Source organism: Streptomyces mirabilis (assembly GCF_018310535.1).
Taxonomy (GTDB): domain Bacteria; phylum Actinomycetota; class Actinomycetes; order Streptomycetales; family Streptomycetaceae; genus Streptomyces.
This window is the reverse complement of record NZ_CP074102.1, coordinates 694,054-710,572: the sequence shown is the minus strand read 5'-3', so window position 1 is coordinate 710,572 and position 16,519 is coordinate 694,054. Positions and strand designations below refer to the sequence as shown.

Here is a 16,519-nt window from a genome sequence, read left to right as displayed (position 1 = left end):
ACACGGACACCCCGGTGGTACCCGGCCCCGCAGGGGGCTCACCGTGACCTGGCGCCCCGCTCTCGCCCGCCCCGTCATGCTCCGTCATGATCCTGTCCGCGGGACCGACTTGTTGCTCATGCCCGAACGCGTCGTCGTCCTGCGCGGCCACGCCGGGAGTGTCGTCCGGCTGTGCGACGGCAACCGTCAGGTGCCCGAGATCGTCGCCGCGCTCGTCGAACGGTTCCCCGGCGCGCCGGTCGCCGACGAAGTGCCCCGATTCCTCTCGGTGTTGCGCGAGGAGGGCTGGCTGCGATGACCGCGACCGTCGATCTCCCCTGGGCCCTGCTGGCCGAACTCACCCACGGCTGCCCGCTGCGCTGCGCATATTGCTCCAACCCCGTCGAACTGATCAGTCGGTCAAGAGAGCTGACCGCCGAACAATGGACCGACGTCTTTCGTCAAGCCGCTGACCTGGGCGTTGTCCAGACCCACCTGTCCGGGGGCGAACCCCTCCTCAGGCGCGATCTCGCCCGGATCGTCGCCGCCGCCGACACCGCGGGCCTCTACACCCAGCTCGTCACCAGCGGTGTGGGCCTGCACGAGCGAAGGCTCGCGGAGCTGCTGGACGCGGGACTGCGCAGCGTCCAGCTCTCCGTACAGCACACCGATCCCGGGGCCGCCGAACTCATCGCGGGGGCCCGCGCGTTCACCGCCAAGGAGCGCGCCGCAAGGCTGGTGCGGGCGGCAGGGCTGCCACTCGGCCTGAACGTCGTGCTGCACCGGGCCAACATCGACGCCGTCGACGACCTGATCACGCTCGCCCTCGCCTGGGGCGCCGACCGGATCGAGCTCGCCCACACGCAGTACTACGGCTGGGCCTCCCGCAATCGCACCGCCCTGCTGCCGACCCGGGACCAGGCCGAACGGGCCCGCGTCACCGTGCGCCGCCGGCGCGAACAACTCACCGGCTGCCTCGAACTGGTCTGGGTAGCCCCCGACCTTCTCGACGCCACCGCGAAACCCTGCATGGGTGGCTGGGGAGCAGTCTCCCTGACCGTCGCCCCGGACGGCACCGCGCTCCCGTGCCCCTCCGCCGCGACACTCCCCGCACTCGACGCGCCGAACGTGCGCACACACCGCCTCGACTGGATCTGGCGCGAGTCGAAGGCCTTCAATGCCTACCGGGGCGAGGCCTGGATGCCTGACCCCTGTCGCGGCTGCGCCCTGCGCACGACCGACTTCGGCGGCTGCCGCTGTCAGGCGTACGCGCTCACCGGCGACGCCTCCCGCACCGACCCGGCCTGCCGCCACGCACCCGACCACCACCTCGTCCGCGCGCTCGTCGACGAGGCACCGCTCAGGAACTCCGCCTACGCCTACCGAGAGGGAGGAACATGAGACGACGACTGCGGGCAGCGCTGATGGCGGGCGTGCTCACCACCGCCGGCCTGACCACGGTGGCCGCCACCGCACCCCCGGCACCGTGGCCCCAAGCACCTGTTGGAAGGCCCGTCGCCGCCCGGGACTGGTCCGTCGCACTGATCGACTCGACCATGGCCCGCTACACCCCGAGCACGATCGGCGGCTGGTCGTACCCGGTCGGGCTGTACCTCTACGGCCAGTACCTCACCTACAAGCGCACCCACGACGCCCGCTATCTCGCCTACATCAAGAGCTACGTCGACCGCTTCGTGTCGAGCGACGGTTCGATCAGCCAGAGCTTCAACAGCCTCGACAGCATGCAGGCGGGCCGACTGCTGACGATCCTGCACCACGAGACGGGCCAGGACCGCTACCGCAAGGCGGCCCTGAAGATCCGGAACCGTCTGAACACCTACCCACGCACCGCCGACGGAGGCTTCTGGCACGCCGACACCAGCAGTCGGGCCCACCAACTCTGGTCGGACGGCGTCTACATGGTGAACCCGTTCCTCGTCGAGTACGGCAAGGAGTTCGGGGACGCGACCTACGCGAACGACGAGGCCGCCAAGCAGCTCTACGTCTACGGTAGCCATCTCCAGGTGACGAACGGCCTGTTGAAGCATGCCTACGACGAGTCGAAGACGGCGAGCTGGGCGGACCCTGCGACCGGTCTCGCCCCGGAGCACTGGTGCCGGGCGGTCGGCTGGTACGCGATGGCGATCGTCAACGTACTCGACGCGATCCCGGTCAACCATCCACGACGGGTCCAACTGGTCGGCATTTTACGGAGGTTGGCCGCGGGTCTGGAGAAGTACCAGGACCCGGCCACCGGCCGCTGGTTCCAGGTGATCGACAAGGGTGCCCGCAGCGACAACTGGACCGAGACGTCCTGCTCCAGCATGTTCACCTACGCCCTCTCGCGCGGCGCCCAGCAGGGCTACCTCGACCCGCACTACGCGTCCGTCGCCGGGCGCGGTTACCAGGGCGTCCTCGCCAGGATCTCGGTCGGCTCCGACGGCCGCACCAACCTCACCGACATCTCCATCGGCACCAACGTCGGCGACTACGCGTACTACATCGCCCGCGACCGGGCCACGAACGACTTCCACGGCCTCGGCGCCTTTCTGATCATGAACGAACAGCTCACAGCCCACCCACTCAGGACGAGGTGAGTCAGCCATGAGCACCACCAGAAGAACCCTGCTCGGCGCGGCGCTCGGCGGCGCCGCCGGAGCCGCGGTCGGCATCCCGGCGACGGCCACCGCCGCCCACGCCGCCTCCTGGCAGCTGAAGTGGTCCCCATCGGCGAGCAGCGACAAGCTCGGCGCCTTCGAGACGATCGAGGACGACCGCGCCGACTCGCACCCCGCGGGCCGGCCGCACATCTTCGCCACCGGCGACAACTGGCGCTTCAACATGCATACCGTCGACCGCGACACCTCGACGGACCGCCAGCGCCAAGAAGTCACGGGCCTGCGTAACGGCAGCGGCAGTGACTACCTCAAGTGGACCGTGGGCCAGACCTGGCGGGTCACGTACTCGATGTACATCCCGAGTTCGCTGAAGGCGACCACCACCTTCACCCACATCATGCAGATGAAGCAGCCCGGCACCGGCACCTCGCCGATCGTCGTGCAGTCACTGCGGCGGGTGAACGGGGTGCAGACCATCGAGTTGAAGCTCGCGATCGACGACATCCTCGTCGGCCGCACCGATCTGGAGCCGCTGCAGAACAAATGGATCGACGTCGACTTCCAGATCAAGGTCGGCAACGGCTCCGCGGGCACCATCCGCTGGATCCTCAAGAACGGCTCCACCACCGTCATCGACGCGTCCAAGTCCGGCGTCGACACCTTCCTCGCCGACCGGGTGCGCCCCAAGTGGGGCATCTACCGGTCCCTCGGCGACACCTCCGGGTCCCTGCAGGACTGCTACCTGCTGCTGACCAACCTGCGCGGCTACCAACTGGTGTGAGGAGCCGTTCCATGAAACCCCCTATGAGAAAGCGGAGTTGGTCGGCGAGCGTCTTCCTCGCCTTCGCCGTCGTACTCGGCCTGACCCACCCCGAGGCCCTCGCGGCCCCCCGAACCGCCACCGCACCTACGTCCACGTCCACGTCCGCCGAAGCGCCCCACGCCGCCGTCTTCGACGTCCACGCCTACGGAGCCAAGGGCGACGGCTCCACCAACGACACCCCCGCCATCAACAAGGCCGTCACCGCGGCGAACGCGGCCGGCGGCGGCACGGTGCGCTTCCCGGCCGGCCAGTACAAGTCCAAGAACACCATCCACATGAAGAGTGATGTCACGCTCCAGGTCGACAAGGGCGCGACGATCCAGGGCTCCAGCGCGGACACCTACGACCCGCCCGAGGCCAATCCCAACGACGCCTACCAGGACTACGGGCACAGCCACTTCCACAACGCGATGATCTACGGCGACAAGCTGAAGAACATCGGGTTCGTGGGCGAGGGCGTCATCGACGGCCTCGGCAACCTCATCACCGGCAACCCCAAGTCCGGCGAGGCCGACAAGATCCTCTCGCTGACCCGCTGCGACGGCCTGCACCTCGGCGACGGCCTCACCCTGCGGCGCGGCGGGCACTTCGCGGCCCTCATCAACGGCTGTACGAACGTCACCTCGGACCACCTGACCATCGACACCGCGAGCGACCGCGACGGCTGGAACATCATCAGCACGACCAACGTCACGGTCACGAACGCCGACATCAAGGCCAACGACGACGCCCTCGTCTTCAAGAGCGACTACGCGCTCGGCGCCAAGCTCCCCAACGGCCATGTGCGGGTGAGCGATTCCTATCTGTCGGCGGTGTGCTGCAACGCCCTGATGTTCGGCTCCGAGACCTGCGGCGACTTCTCCGACTACCAGTTCGCCAAGATCCGCATCGAGGGCTCCGACAAGTCCGGGCTCGGTATGGTCTCCATGGACGGCGCGAAGATCTCCGACGTCCACTACCGAGACATCACCATGACCGGCGTCCACTCGCCGATCATGCAGAAGATCGGCACCCGAAAGCGCTGCGGCAACAGTCCCGGCGTCGGCTCGATCAGCAACGTCACGTACGACAACATCACGGCGACCGGGGTGAGTCCGTCCTTCAGCCCGACGCTGTGGGGCGAGAGCGGCCACCGGATCAACGGGGTCACCTTCACCAACGTCAACATCACCGTTCCCGGCGGCAACGGCACCATGTCCACCGCCGTGCCGAGCAACGACCCGGGCGACTACAACCCGAAGGCCATCGGCACGCGGCCCGCGTACGGCTGGTACCTCCACAACGCCGACAACGTCACCTTCACGGACAGTTCGGTGAAGTACGCGGCCGACGACGGACGCCCGGCCTTCATCGCGAACGCCGCGAACGGGATCAGGATCACCCGGTTCACGGCCCAGCGGGGGAGCAACTCACCCCACGACATGGGCTTCCAGAACGTCACCGGCTACTGCCTGACGGACAGCCACAACACCTCGGGCGGCACGCTGAGGGTCTCCAACAGCGGCTCCAGCGAGAACTGCGGTACGGCAGCCAAGAGCACGGCGGTGACGACCAAAGCCGTGCAGCAGCCGCACACAGGTGTGAAGCCGCTCGACCTCGAAAACCCCCGCCAGGCCTTCCTGCGCGGCTCCGTCGGCGGACTCTTCCTGCACTGGGGCGAACGCACCGCCCCCGCCCACACCAGTTGCACCGCCTGGGAGAACGACGTCACCAACGGCGGCTGGACCCCCGACTACTGGGTGAACGAGGCCCAGAAACTGCACACCCAGTACCTCGTCCTCGCCACCTTCCACAGCCGCCTCGGCTACGCCCGCCCCTGGCCCTCGAAGATCCCCGGCAGTTGCTCCACCAAGCGGGACTTTCTCGGTGAGCTGATCACGGCAGCCAAGGCCAAGGGTCTCAAGGTCGTCCTCTATATGACCGACGACCCCCAGTGGCACGACGAGGGCGGTCACGAATGGCTCGACTCGGCCGCGTACTCCGCCTACAAGGGCACCGACGTCGACCTCACCACCCGCGACGGCTTCGGCCGCTTCAGCTACGACAACTTCTTCGAGGTCATGGACCGCTATCCGGACCTCGGCGGCTTCTGGATCGACAACGACAACGCGTACTGGGAGAGCCACGACCTCTACGCGCAGATCCAGCAGAAGCGCCCGAACTACACGCTCAGCAACAACAACGAAGACACGCCGATCATGGACATGATCAGCAATGAGCAGAAGACGGGCATGAACCCGTCCTACGACTACCCCCAGGCCGTCTACACGGCCCAACCCCGCCTCACCGAGGCCGACTTCAAGCTCCCGTCGAGCGGGGCGTGGTGGTACGACGGCTCCAACCCGTCCGTCGACAAGATGCTCACCCTCGGCCGGCTGATCACCAACGCGGGCTCGTCCGTGAAGGCGCTGATGGCCGAGACCGCGCAGGTCAACGGCAAGTTCCCGTCGAACCAGGAGGCCTTCAACAACTTCGCCAACTCCTACCTCGGCCCCATCTGGCAATCGCTGCACGGCACCGAGGGCGGCGGCTACATGTACGGCGGCCTCAAGCCCGGCTTCTGGAACGACGGGGCCCACGGCGTCACCACGGTCAGCAAGACCGACCCCGACCTCCACTACATCCACGTACTGACCCCGCCCAGCACCGGCACCCTGCGCATCCGCGACAACGGCTACCGCATCGCCTCCGTCACCAACCTCCGTACTGGGGCGGCCGTTCCGTGGTCCCAGTCGGGCGGCGTGCTCACCCTGAGCGGCCTGGCGAACTGGGACCCGTACGACACCGTCTTCAAGGTCACCACGGGTGGCCGCCAGGGCATCGCGTCCGGCGTCACGATGTCCGCGAGCGCCTCGGCGAGCGGTCACGGCGCGGCGGCCGCGGGCGACGGCGACTACCTCACCTACTGGGACAGCAACAAGACGCTGCCCGTCAACCTCACCTTCGACCTCGGCAGCGCGAAGAAGGTCCAGTACATCGGCCTCAACCAGCGCGAGGACTCCGTCGCCTACGCGCGCTCCGACACCGAGCAGTCCGCACGTATCAAGGACTACAAGGTGTTCCTCAGCAACGACGGGGCCACCTGGGGCAGCGCGGTCAAGACCGGTCAGCTCGCCGGCCGTCGCGGCATCCAGGGGATCGACCTGACCGCCGCCAACGCCCGTTACGTACGCCTCGAAGTCGACAGCACCTGGGCCGCGTCCACCGACACCACCCGTTACAAGCGGCTGCGGATCGACGAGGCCTGGATCGGCACGTCGTACGCCACTCCGGCGGCCACGTCCAGGTCCACGTCCCCGCCCTCGTTCGGCACCTACTCGGACAACGGTCAGTCCCTCCGCCCCGCCATGGGCTGGAGCAGCTGGAGTTTCGTGCGCCGCTGGCCGACCGAGGCGAAGATCAAGGCCCAGGCAGACGCGCTCGTCGCGAGCGGGCTCAAGGACCACGGCTTCGTCCACATCAACCTCGACGACTTCTGGCAGAAGTGCGACGCGAACGGATTCGTCGTCGACTCCTACGGACGCTGGAGCGTCGACACCGCCAAATTCCCCTCCGGGATCAAGGCGCTGGCCGACTACATCCACTCCAAGGGACTGAAGTTCGGCTTCTACGTCACGCCGGGCATCGCCAAGAACGCCGTCACCAAGAACACACCGATCGAGGGGACCTCGCACCACGCGGCCGACATCGCGGACACCTCGAAGACCGAGAAGAACTACAACTGCAAGAACATGTACTACATCGACTACGGGAAGCCGGGCGCCCAGGAGTTCGTGAACTCATGGGCCAAGCAGTTCGCCTCCTGGGGAGTCGACTACCTGAAGATCGACGGCGTGGGCAGTGCCGACATCCCCGACGTCCAGGCCTGGGACAAGGCACTGCGGGCCACCGGCCGGCCCATCACCTTCGCCCTCTCCAACAACCTGCCGATCGCCGATGCCTCCACCTGGAAGTCCCTGGCGAACAGCTGGCGCACCCAGGGCGACGTCGAGTGCTACTGCGGCTCGGGCGCGAACGGCAGCGGCTATCCGCTGACCGACTGGTCCCACGTCTCCGCCCGCTTCACCTCGGCCGCCAACTGGCAGGCGTATGCGGGACCGGGCGGCTGGAACGACCTCGACTCGCTGGAGATCGGCAACGGCGACCAGGTGGGCCTCACCGCGGACCAGCGCCGCTCGCACTTCACCCTGTGGGCGATGGCGGGCGCGCCCCTGCTCCTCGGCACGGACCTGACGAACCTCGACTCCGTCGACAAGCCGATGCTGACCAACGACCGCCTCATCGGCGTCGACCAGGACGGCGTCGCCGCGAAACGGATCGTCAGCAGTGGCGTCAAGCAGGTCTGGAGCAAGAAGGAGAGCGACGGCCAGTACGTCGTCGCCCTCTTCAACACCGGCACGTCGGGCAACTCCACGGTCGGTGTGAACTGGTCGCAGGTCGGCTTCACCGGCTCCGGTGACGTCACGGACCTGTGGTCGGGCTCCCACAAGGGCACGATCGCCGACTCGTACAGCGCGACCCTGCGCCCGGGGGAGACACGCCTGATCCGGGTGAAGCCGGTGAGCACCGCCCCGAAGGCCGCCGCGGCCTCACCCGGCATGGCGGTGGCGCCCTACGAGTACCTCGGCTGGGGCAGCCCGCAGAACCCGACGTCGGTCATGTCGGCGACCGGGGTGAAGTGGTTCACGCTCGCGTTCGTCCTCTCCGACGGCTCCTGCAACCCGAAGTGGGACGGCTCGCGCCCGCTGACCGGCGGCAACGACCAGTCGAAGATCAACGCGATCCGCTCGGCCGGCGGTGACGTCGTCGTCTCCATCGGCGGCTGGAGCGGCGCCAAGCTCGGCGAGAAGTGTTCCAGCGCCTCGGCGCTCGCGGGTGCCTACCAGAAGGTCATCAACGCCTATGGCCTCAAGGTCATCGACATCGACATCGAGAACACCGAGTGGAGCAACGCCACCGTCCGGCAACGCGTGATCGACGCGCTGAAGATCGTGAAGGCCAACAACTCCGGGCTCAAGACGATCATCACGTTCGGTACGACGACCAGCGGCCCGGACTCCACCGGCGTCGACATGATCAAGCGGGGTGCCGCCTCGGGCCTGGCGAACGACATCTGGTGCATCATGCCGTTCGACTTCGGCGGCGGCACCACGAACATGGGCACGCTCACCACCCAGGCCATGGACGGCCTCAAGGCGCGGGTCAAGTCGGCTTATGGATACAGCGACGCGACGGCGTACGCGCACATCGGCCTGTCGTCCATGAACGGCAAGACCGACGACTCCGGCGAACTGGTCCGCGTCGCCGACTTCAAGACCATGCTCGCCTACGCCCAGCAGCACCACATCGGGCGTCTCACCTACTGGTCGGTGAACCGCGACCGGGCCTGCGGCTCCGGCTCCGACGGTGACTCCTGCAGCGGCGTGTCGCAGCAGCCGTACGACTACCTCAAGGTCTTCGCCCAGTACACGGGCTGAGGGGACGAACCCATGAAACTCAACAGAGCGCTGCCCTGGTGCCTCTCGCTCGTCCTGGCCGTGCCGCTCGTCGCACTGACCGGCACGGCGGCGCAGGCGGCCACCGACTACCAGGCCGAGGACGCCACGATCTCGCAGGGCGCCGTCGCCACCAACCACACCGGCTACACCGGCACCGGCTTCGTCGACTACACCAACATCTCCGGCTCATATGTGGAGTTCACGGTGAGCGCGGCCACGGCCGGCACCTCCTCGCTGGCCCTGCGCTACGCCAACGGCACGAGCACCGACCGCCCGATGGACCTCTCCGTCAACGGCACGGTCGTCGCCTCCGGGGTCTCCTTCCCGGCCACCACCGACTGGAACACCTGGGCGACGAAGAGTGTGAACGTCCAGCTCGACGCGGGTTCCAACAAGATCCGCGCGACCGCCACCACGGCGAACGGCGGTCCCAACCTCGACCGCGTCAGCGTCGGTGCCTCGGCGGACACCCAGGCCCCGTCGCGACCCGGCCAGCCGAGCTGCTCGGCCATCGGCGAGGACGCCCTCACCCTCTCCTGGGGCGCCTCCACGGACAACGTCGGCGTGGCCGCGTACGACCTCTACGAGCACGGCAACAAGCTCGGCGAGGCGGCCGGCGACGCGACCTCCAAGGTGCTCACCGGCCTGAGTCCGAACACCACCTACAACCTCACCGTCATCGCCCGCGACGCCGCCGGCAACGCCTCCCAGGCCAGCCCGGTCGTCGACTGCACGACTCGGCCCAGCTCCGACACCACCCCGCCCGGCAAACCCGGCACCCTCACCTCCTCGAACGTCACGGCCACCAGCGCAGACCTGAGCTGGGGCGCCTCGACCGACGACAAGGCGGTCGTCGGCTACGACGTGCGCAGCGACACGACGGTCTACAAGAGCGTCACCGGTACGTCGACCACGCTCACCGGACTCGCCTGCAACAGCCCGTACACGCTGAACGTGGTGGCGCGCGACGCGGCCGGCAACGTGTCGCCGCAGAGCAACACGGTCACCTTCACGACCAAGGCCTGTGCCACCGACGGCGGGGTCCCCTCGTCCATCGGGACCGTCTCCAGCGGCTGGACGATCCCGTGGGGCACGTACTGGATGCCCGACGGGCAGACGGCGCTGGTCACCGAGCGGGACGACTTCCGGGTCTGGAAGGTCGCCAAGGACGGCACGAGGACCCAGGTCGGAACCGTGCCGAACGCCGTCACCACGAACGGCGAGGGCGGACTGCTGGGTGTGGCCGTCGACCCGAAGTGGGCGACCAACCACTACGTGTACTTCATGCACACGGCCTCCGAAGGCAACCGCGTCGTGCGCATGACCTACGACGGCAGCTCCCTCACCGACTACACGATCCTCCTCCAGGGCATCAAGAAGAACCGCTACCACAACGGCGGACGCCTCGCCTTCGGTCCCGACGGCTATCTCTACGTCTCCACCGGTGAGGCCCAGACACCCGAACTGGCCCAGGACAAGACGTCGTTGAACGGCAAGATCCTGCGGATGACGACGGACGGCAAGGCCGCCCCCGGCAACCCGTTCGGCAACTACGTCTACAGCTACGGGCACCGCAACCCGCAGGGCCTCGCCTTCGACCGCAACGGCCGTCTGTGGGAGGCCGAGTTCGGCAACAGCTCCAAGGACGAACTCAACCTCATCAAACCGGGCGCCAACTACGGCTGGCCGACCTGCGAGGGCAGTTGCAGCATCTCCGGGATGACCAACCCGAAGGCGACCTGGAACGTCTCCGAGGCGTCACCCAGCGGCATCGCGATCGTCCGCAACGTCGTCTACATGGCGTCCCTGCGCGGCGAACGGCTGTGGCGCGTCCCCATCACCGGCGACACGGAGAACGTCGGCACGCCGACGGCGTACTACGTCGGTACCTACGGCCGCCTGCGCACGGTCACCAAGGTACCCGGCGCCGACCAGCTCTGGCTCTCCACCACCAACTGCGACAACAACGGAGGAGCGGCGGACGGCTCGGACAAGATCTTCAAGGTGAGCATCAACTAGCCGGACCGGAGGCGTCGTACCGGGCTCATGACCGGTACAACGCCTCCACCTCCGTCGCATACGCGTTCTCGATCGCCTTCCGCTTCAACTTCAGCGAAGGCGTCAGCAGCCCGTGCTCCTCGGTGAACTGGTTCGCCAGTATCCGGAACGTACGGATCGACTCGGCCTGCGAGACCAGGGTGTTCGCGGCGACCACCGCACGCCGCACCTCGGTCTCCAGGTCCGGGTCGCGCACCAGGTCGGACGGGGACAGCCGCGCCTTGCCCCGCATCTGGAGCCAGTGTTCGACGGCCTCGGAGTCGAGGGTGACGAGCGCCGCGATGTACGGCCGGTCGTTGCCGACCACGATGCACTGGGCGACCAGCGGATGGTCGCGGACACGCTCCTCCAGGACGCCCGGCGAGACGCTCTTGCCGCCGGAGGTCACCAGGATCTCCTTCTTGCGCCCGGTGATGGTGAGAAAGCCATCCTCATCGAGGGAACCGAGGTCGCCGGTGGCGAGCCAGCCGTCGTGCAGTGCGGCGTCGGTGGCCTTGGGGTCGTTGAGATAGCCCTGGAAGATGTTGCCGCCGTGCAGCCAGATCTCGCCGTCGTCCGCGATGTGCACGGTCGTGCCCGGAATGGCCTGGCCGACCGTCCCGTACCGGGTCCGCTCGGGCGGGGTGACGACCGCGGCGGCGGTGGTCTCGGTGAGCCCGTATCCCTCGTAGATCTGGATGCCCGCGCCGGCGAAGAACAGCCCGAGCCGACGGTCCATCGCGGAGCCGCCCGACACCGCGTGTCTGACCCGGCCGCCCATGGCGGCGCGCATCTTGGTGTAGACGACCTTGTCGAAGAACTGGTGCTGCATCCGCAGGCTCGCCGACGGCCCGGCGCCGATCCCCCACGCCTTCGCCTCGATCGCGTCCGCGTAGCGGACCGCGACCTCCACGGCCTTCTCGAAGGCTCCGGACTTTCCGTCCTTCTCGGCCTTGCGGCGGGCCGCGTTGAAGACCTTCTCGAAGATGTACGGCACCGCCAGGATGAACGTCGGCTGGAACGCGGCCAGGTCGGGCAGCAGCACGGCGGCATGCATCTGCGGCTGATGGCCCAGCTTGACCTTCCCGAGGACTCCCGCGACCTGGACCATCCGCCCGAAGACATGCGCGAGCGGCAGGAACAGCAGCGTGGACGCACCGTTGTCGCGCTTGGAGGTGAAGATCGGTTCCATGAGCCCGATGACCGTGCTCGCCTCGGCCATGAAGTTGGCGTGCGAGATGACGCAGCCCTTGGGGCGGCCCGTGGTGCCCGAGGTGTAGATGATCGTCGCGATCGACTCGGGGGTGACGGCGCGCCGGTGCCGGTGCACCACCTCGTCGTCGATGCCCGCGCCCGCCTCGTAGAGCTCCTGCACCGCGCCCGAGTCCAGTTGCCAGAGCTTGTGCAGCTGGGGTAGCCGGTCGATCACGGTGGCGATGGTCATCGCGTGGTCCTCGTGCTCGACCACCGCGGCCGACACCTGTGCGTCGTGCAGCATCCAGAAGACCTGCTCGGCCGAGGACGTCGAGTACATGGGGACGACGTGGGCGCCGATCGTCCACAAGGCGTAGTCGAAGAGTGTCCATTCGTAGCGGGTACGGGACATGATCGCGACTCGGTCGCCGAATCGGATTCCCTGGGCGAGCAGTCCCTTGGCAAGGGCGAGGACCTCGTCGCGGAACTCGGCGGCCGTCACATCGCGCCACTGTTCGTTCTCGTCCTTGCGGCCGAACGCGGCCCGCAGCGGGTCCTCCTGGGCATGGTCGAACACGACGTCGGCCAGGCCGCCCACCGGCGGCGCCGACGCCAACGGAGGGTTGGTGAACTCGCGCAATCCCGCTCCTAGTGGCGCTCCGCACAGCGCCTTGGAAGCTACCCCACCCAGCGGCCGGGCGGGAGAGGGGTCAAAGCGCCGGAGGGTGCGGCATATGCACTGGTCAGTCGAGAAAATGCCCGCACAAGGGGAAGGGACCGGACATCTTCCCTACGCTCGCGTAAGTTTCGGCCCCGTAATCTCCACGGAATCTGTACGACCCTCCTACGGGGCACGGGGCGCCGAATACCGGACACGGATGTTCCGATTCCGTGCCGTGCGGCTTCCGCCGGAGCCGGTCCCGGTGGCTCCGGAACCGGCTCCGCCGGTGTCATGACCGGGCCCTCACCGGTGTCATGCGCGGGACGCCGCCGCCCGCTTCGCCGGTGCCTCGGCCGTGTCCGTCACAGCGCGCGGCGTCCGCACCAACACCAGTACCAGCGCACCGGCGACCATCCCCGTCACGCCCGCCGCCACCGACGCCGAGTCCAGCCCCGAGGCGAACGCGGCCCGCAGGGTGTGCTCGGAGAGAGGGCCGCGCAGTGCCCCGGCGCCGCCGCCGGCCAGGGTGTGGGCCGCGTCGTGCGAGAGAGTGTCCTGCATGCGGGAGGTCAGCACCGTGCCGAAGACGGCGACCCCGAGCGCGTACCCCAGCTGGCGGACCGTGTTCACCGCGCTGCCCGCCATGCCCGCCCGCTCCGGCGGTACGGCGGCGAGCGCGGCGCCCGCGATGGCGGGGGACACGAAGCCCGTGCCGACGCCGACCAGGACGAGGCCGGGCACCAGCACCGTCCAGCTCGTGCCCGCGTCCAGCACGGCCTGGCAGAACGCGCCCGAGCCGACCAGGAGCAGCCCGCCGCCTATGGTCAGCCGCGCCGGAACCCAAGCGGCGGGCTTCCGGTTGACGAGCTGGCCAGAGGAGCCGTAACCCTCTGACATGCTGGAAGGCGTGGCGCACCGTACGTACCCGAACCGGGAGCGCGCGCTCCGGAATGACAACCGCCGGGACGCAGCCGGCCCGACGCCCCTCCAGCGTCGGAGCGCGGCCCAGCCACAGGAGGATCAGCGGGAGTCGTACTCCGTGGACGAGTACCGGATCTCGACGCGCTGAGAAGCTGTGTCACATCCTCTTTTCGCAGGTCACGGGGTCGTGACGCGCGGTAGCGATCCCGCTTGACGTTGGGTTGGGCGTCGATGGGCGGGCGCCCGAACGGTAATGGAAGGATCTTCAGGCGGCTGCGAGAGGGGCTGGCTGCTGCTCAACTGGTCAGGAGAGCGATCGCGGCCCTCATGGGCGGCATGGAACCGGAGCTCACCGAAGATGAACCCCGGTGACCTTCTGCGCATCTTCTCCATCGATCTCGTCCCCGAACGGCACGGTGACCTGGTGATGGCTGCGCGTCACCACCAGGTCACCGGATTGTTCGTGGGCTACGGGCGAAGGGCGATAAAATTACCCAAATCGGTGGCCTGGCTTCCGGGCCCAGGCTGCCGCTCGACCTGTGCGAGGGAGCGGCACGGTGGCGAGGTCTCCTCAGGAACGCGGAGTCCCGCACAGCGCCGGTGCGCGGGACAGGTTGCTGCCCGTGCTGCCTGCTCTGCTGCTGTTCGGCGGCCTGCTCTTCGGCCTCTTCACACCCCGCGATGTGAGGCCGGATGCCTTCCTCGCCACGGCCATGGTTTCTGCCGCCGCGCTGCTGTCCCTGCGGGGGACCGTGCTCACCGGAGTGGGCGCGTGCGCCATCTTTGTCGGCCTGATGGTGGACTTCAATGGGCTGCGGGATGCGACCGCCTACTCTGAGCTGGCCACCCTCGTGGCGATTGCGGCATTCGCCGTCTTCTTCAACCGTCTGCTGGGCCGACGTGCCCATCAGCTGGTTCAGGTCCGCTCGGTGGCCGAGACCGCCCAGCTGGCGGTGCTGCATCCGGTACCGCGACACCTCGGGCACGTCACGCTCGAGAGCCTCTACCTGGCCGCCGCGGCGGAAGCCCGGATCGGCGGCGACCTGTACGAGGCGATACGCACCCCGCACGGCGTACGGCTGCTCATCGGCGACGTACGCGGCAAGGGCCTGCTCGCGGTGCGGACGGCCGCGACGCTGCTCAGCGCCTTCCGCGAGGCCGCCCACGACGCGCCCGACCTGCCCCACCTCGCGTGCCGCCTGGAGACGAGCATGAGCCGCCACGCGTCCCAGTACCCGGGGGTCCCGGGCTCGGAGATCGCTGAACGCTTCATCACTGCGCTCCTCGCCGAGATCCCGGACGACGAACCGGTCGTCCGGACCGTCACCTGCGGCCACCCGCCCCCGCTACTGATGCACCGCGGCGAGGTCCGGGAACTGCAGCCCGCCGCTCCCTCGCCGCCGCTCAACCTGGGCATGCTGATGAGCGACGGGTACCACGTCGACCTCGCCCCCTTCCACCCCGGAGACCAGCTCCTGCTGTACACCGACGGAGTCACTGAGACACGCGACTGCTCCGGCGCCTTCTACCCCCTCGCCGAACGCATCCGCTCATGGAGCGGCGAGGCGCCCCACCAACTCCTCGACCATCTCCACCGCGACCTGATCACCTACAGCGGCGGCGAGCTCCACGACGACATCGCTGCCCTCGTCGCCCGGCGGCGCCCGAACCGCTGAGCCTGAGACGAGGCGCTGACCTGCGCAGGTTTCAGGCGCCGGAACTCGTTCGAGGTGCCTGAAGCCGGTGTCTTGGGCGACGACCTTGCCCTCGGCGACGACGTCGGTCGTACGGTGGCCTGCATGGGCAGGGACGCGGTGCCCCGGCCGAGGCCGGTCGTGGTCACGGACGACGACGCCGGGCCCCGGTTGTGCCGTGGGTGCGGCATCCGTTACTGCCGTTCGGTCGCCCGTCCATCGACGACCAGCCGAACGGCAGACCGGATCATGATCACACATCACAATGCCATGACCTGCAGAAAGAGGATGTGACAGCTTCTGAGGGGCCCGACCAGCGCCTGACCGCGCGACTCTCACCGGATCGGCGGGAGGACCTCGGCCTTCGTGCGGGACAGAACGAGGTCGGTCATCTCGGTGATCGGCTCCCTCCAGCGCACGGGCGGCACAGGCCGGCGCACCGCCCCCGGGTAGCTGGCCGCCGCGTAGTCGTTGGCGATCCGGTACACGTGGAATCCGTGCTCGCGCAGCGGCCCCAGGACGTCGTCCACGGTCTGGCCCTGCTTGGCCAGGAGGCGTGGAGTGACCTCGACGAGGATCTCAGCGTCATCCCGGAGCCGGGGGAGCGCCGGGAGCAGCCCGTGTACCGCCCCAGCCTCGCCGCCCTCTACGTCGCTCTTGATCAGGCGGGCGGTGGCCAGTTCCTCCTCGCGTACGAGCCGGGGAAGCGGCGCCGCGTCGGCTTCGAACGACGACTCCACGGTGCGCGGGCGGACAGCGGTGGTGCCGCCGAGGTTCGTGGAGCGCTCCAGATAGAACGTCATCCGCCCAGGGCTGTCGGAGACGGCGGCGTTGACCGTACGGACGTTGCCGCAGCCGTTGCCCTGCACGTTCGCGACCAGCGCTTGGTGGAAGTCGGGGGAGGGTTCGACAGCCACCACGCGGCCGGTCGGGCCGACGAGCCGGGAGGCGAGCACGCTGTAGTAGCCGATGTTCGCGCCGACATCGACGAAGGTGTCCCCGGGCGTGAGCCGGCCGGAGATGAACGCGGTCAGGTGCGGCTCCCACACGCCGAACAGGTACAGGTACCGCTGGAATGTCGTCACTGGTCACCA

At 68.3% G+C, this 16,519-nt stretch carries 9 protein-coding genes and 1 pseudogene; 7 read left to right on the top strand and 3 right to left on the bottom strand.

The annotated features are described in order from the left end of the window. Positions 1-43: 43 nt before the first annotated feature. From pqqD to SMIR_RS03210, 6 genes are read left to right on the top strand one after another with little or no spacing between them, the layout of a single operon-like run. A complete protein-coding gene (gene pqqD, locus SMIR_RS03235; RefSeq protein ID WP_282190335.1) occupies positions 44-298 on the top strand; it encodes a pyrroloquinoline quinone biosynthesis peptide chaperone PqqD in 255 nt (84 codons plus the stop codon). Then, entirely contained in the window at positions 295-1,380 is a 1,086-nt protein-coding gene (pqqE, locus tag SMIR_RS03230; protein WP_168497501.1) for a pyrroloquinoline quinone biosynthesis protein PqqE, read from the top strand. Before pqqD ends, pqqE begins: the two co-directional genes overlap by 4 nt. Continuing rightward, positions 1,377-2,576 carry a glycoside hydrolase family 88/105 protein gene (locus SMIR_RS03225; RefSeq protein WP_168497503.1) on the top strand — a complete coding sequence of 400 codons (1,200 nt, stop codon included), beginning with the start codon at positions 1,377-1,379 and terminating at the stop codon, positions 2,574-2,576. The genes pqqE and SMIR_RS03225 overlap by 4 nt, the downstream gene beginning before the upstream one ends. A 7-nt stretch (positions 2,577-2,583) precedes the next feature. Continuing rightward, positions 2,584-3,378 carry a Tat pathway signal sequence domain protein gene (locus SMIR_RS03220; protein WP_168497505.1) on the top strand — a complete coding sequence of 265 codons (795 nt, stop codon included), beginning with the start codon at positions 2,584-2,586 and terminating at the stop codon, positions 3,376-3,378. Positions 3,379-3,389: 11 nt separating this feature from the next. Beyond that, positions 3,390-8,897, top strand: a complete 5,508-nt coding sequence (locus SMIR_RS03215) for a glycosyl hydrolase family 28 protein (RefSeq protein WP_249938331.1) — start codon at positions 3,390-3,392, stop codon at positions 8,895-8,897. A 12-nt stretch (positions 8,898-8,909) separates the two neighbouring features. Next, positions 8,910-10,937: a PQQ-dependent sugar dehydrogenase gene (locus SMIR_RS03210; protein ID WP_212726475.1), complete on the top strand. Its 2,028-nt coding sequence runs from the start codon at positions 8,910-8,912 to the stop codon at positions 10,935-10,937. Positions 10,938-10,962: 25 nt separating this feature from the next. Here the strand turns inward: SMIR_RS03210 and SMIR_RS03205 are convergent, their stop codons facing one another. Continuing rightward, entirely contained in the window at positions 10,963-12,789 is a 1,827-nt protein-coding gene (locus SMIR_RS03205; RefSeq protein WP_168497509.1) for an AMP-dependent synthetase/ligase, read from the bottom strand. Positions 12,790-13,122: 333 nt separating this feature from the next. Then, positions 13,123-13,650 (bottom strand): annotated as a pseudogene (locus SMIR_RS03200) (MFS transporter); the annotation flags it as partial. Between the two features lie 638 nt (positions 13,651-14,288). Here SMIR_RS03200 and SMIR_RS03195 point away from each other — a divergent pair. Further along, positions 14,289-15,407, top strand: a complete 1,119-nt coding sequence (locus tag SMIR_RS03195; protein WP_248003243.1) for a PP2C family protein-serine/threonine phosphatase — start codon at positions 14,289-14,291, stop codon at positions 15,405-15,407. A gap of 353 nt (positions 15,408-15,760) precedes the next feature. On the opposite strand, the gene SMIR_RS03190 is transcribed toward SMIR_RS03195, so the two are convergent. Beyond that, positions 15,761-16,510, bottom strand: a complete 750-nt coding sequence (locus SMIR_RS03190; RefSeq protein WP_249938330.1) for an FkbM family methyltransferase — start codon at positions 16,508-16,510, stop codon at positions 15,761-15,763. Positions 16,511-16,519 lie beyond the last annotated feature (9 nt).

What these genes read in the sequence shown, in the direction of transcription:
- pqqE (WP_168497501.1), top strand. Translation starts at nt 295, where the DNA reads ATGACCGCGACCGTCGATCTCCCCTGGGCCCTGCTGGCCGAACTCACC.
- SMIR_RS03225 (WP_168497503.1), top strand. Translation starts at nt 1,377, where the DNA reads ATGAGACGACGACTGCGGGCAGCGCTGATGGCGGGCGTGCTCACCACC.
- SMIR_RS03220 (WP_168497505.1), top strand. Translation starts at nt 2,584, where the DNA reads ATGAGCACCACCAGAAGAACCCTGCTCGGCGCGGCGCTCGGCGGCGCC.
- SMIR_RS03215 (WP_249938331.1), top strand. Translation starts at nt 3,390, where the DNA reads ATGAAACCCCCTATGAGAAAGCGGAGTTGGTCGGCGAGCGTCTTCCTC.
- SMIR_RS03210 (WP_212726475.1), top strand. Translation starts at nt 8,910, where the DNA reads ATGAAACTCAACAGAGCGCTGCCCTGGTGCCTCTCGCTCGTCCTGGCC.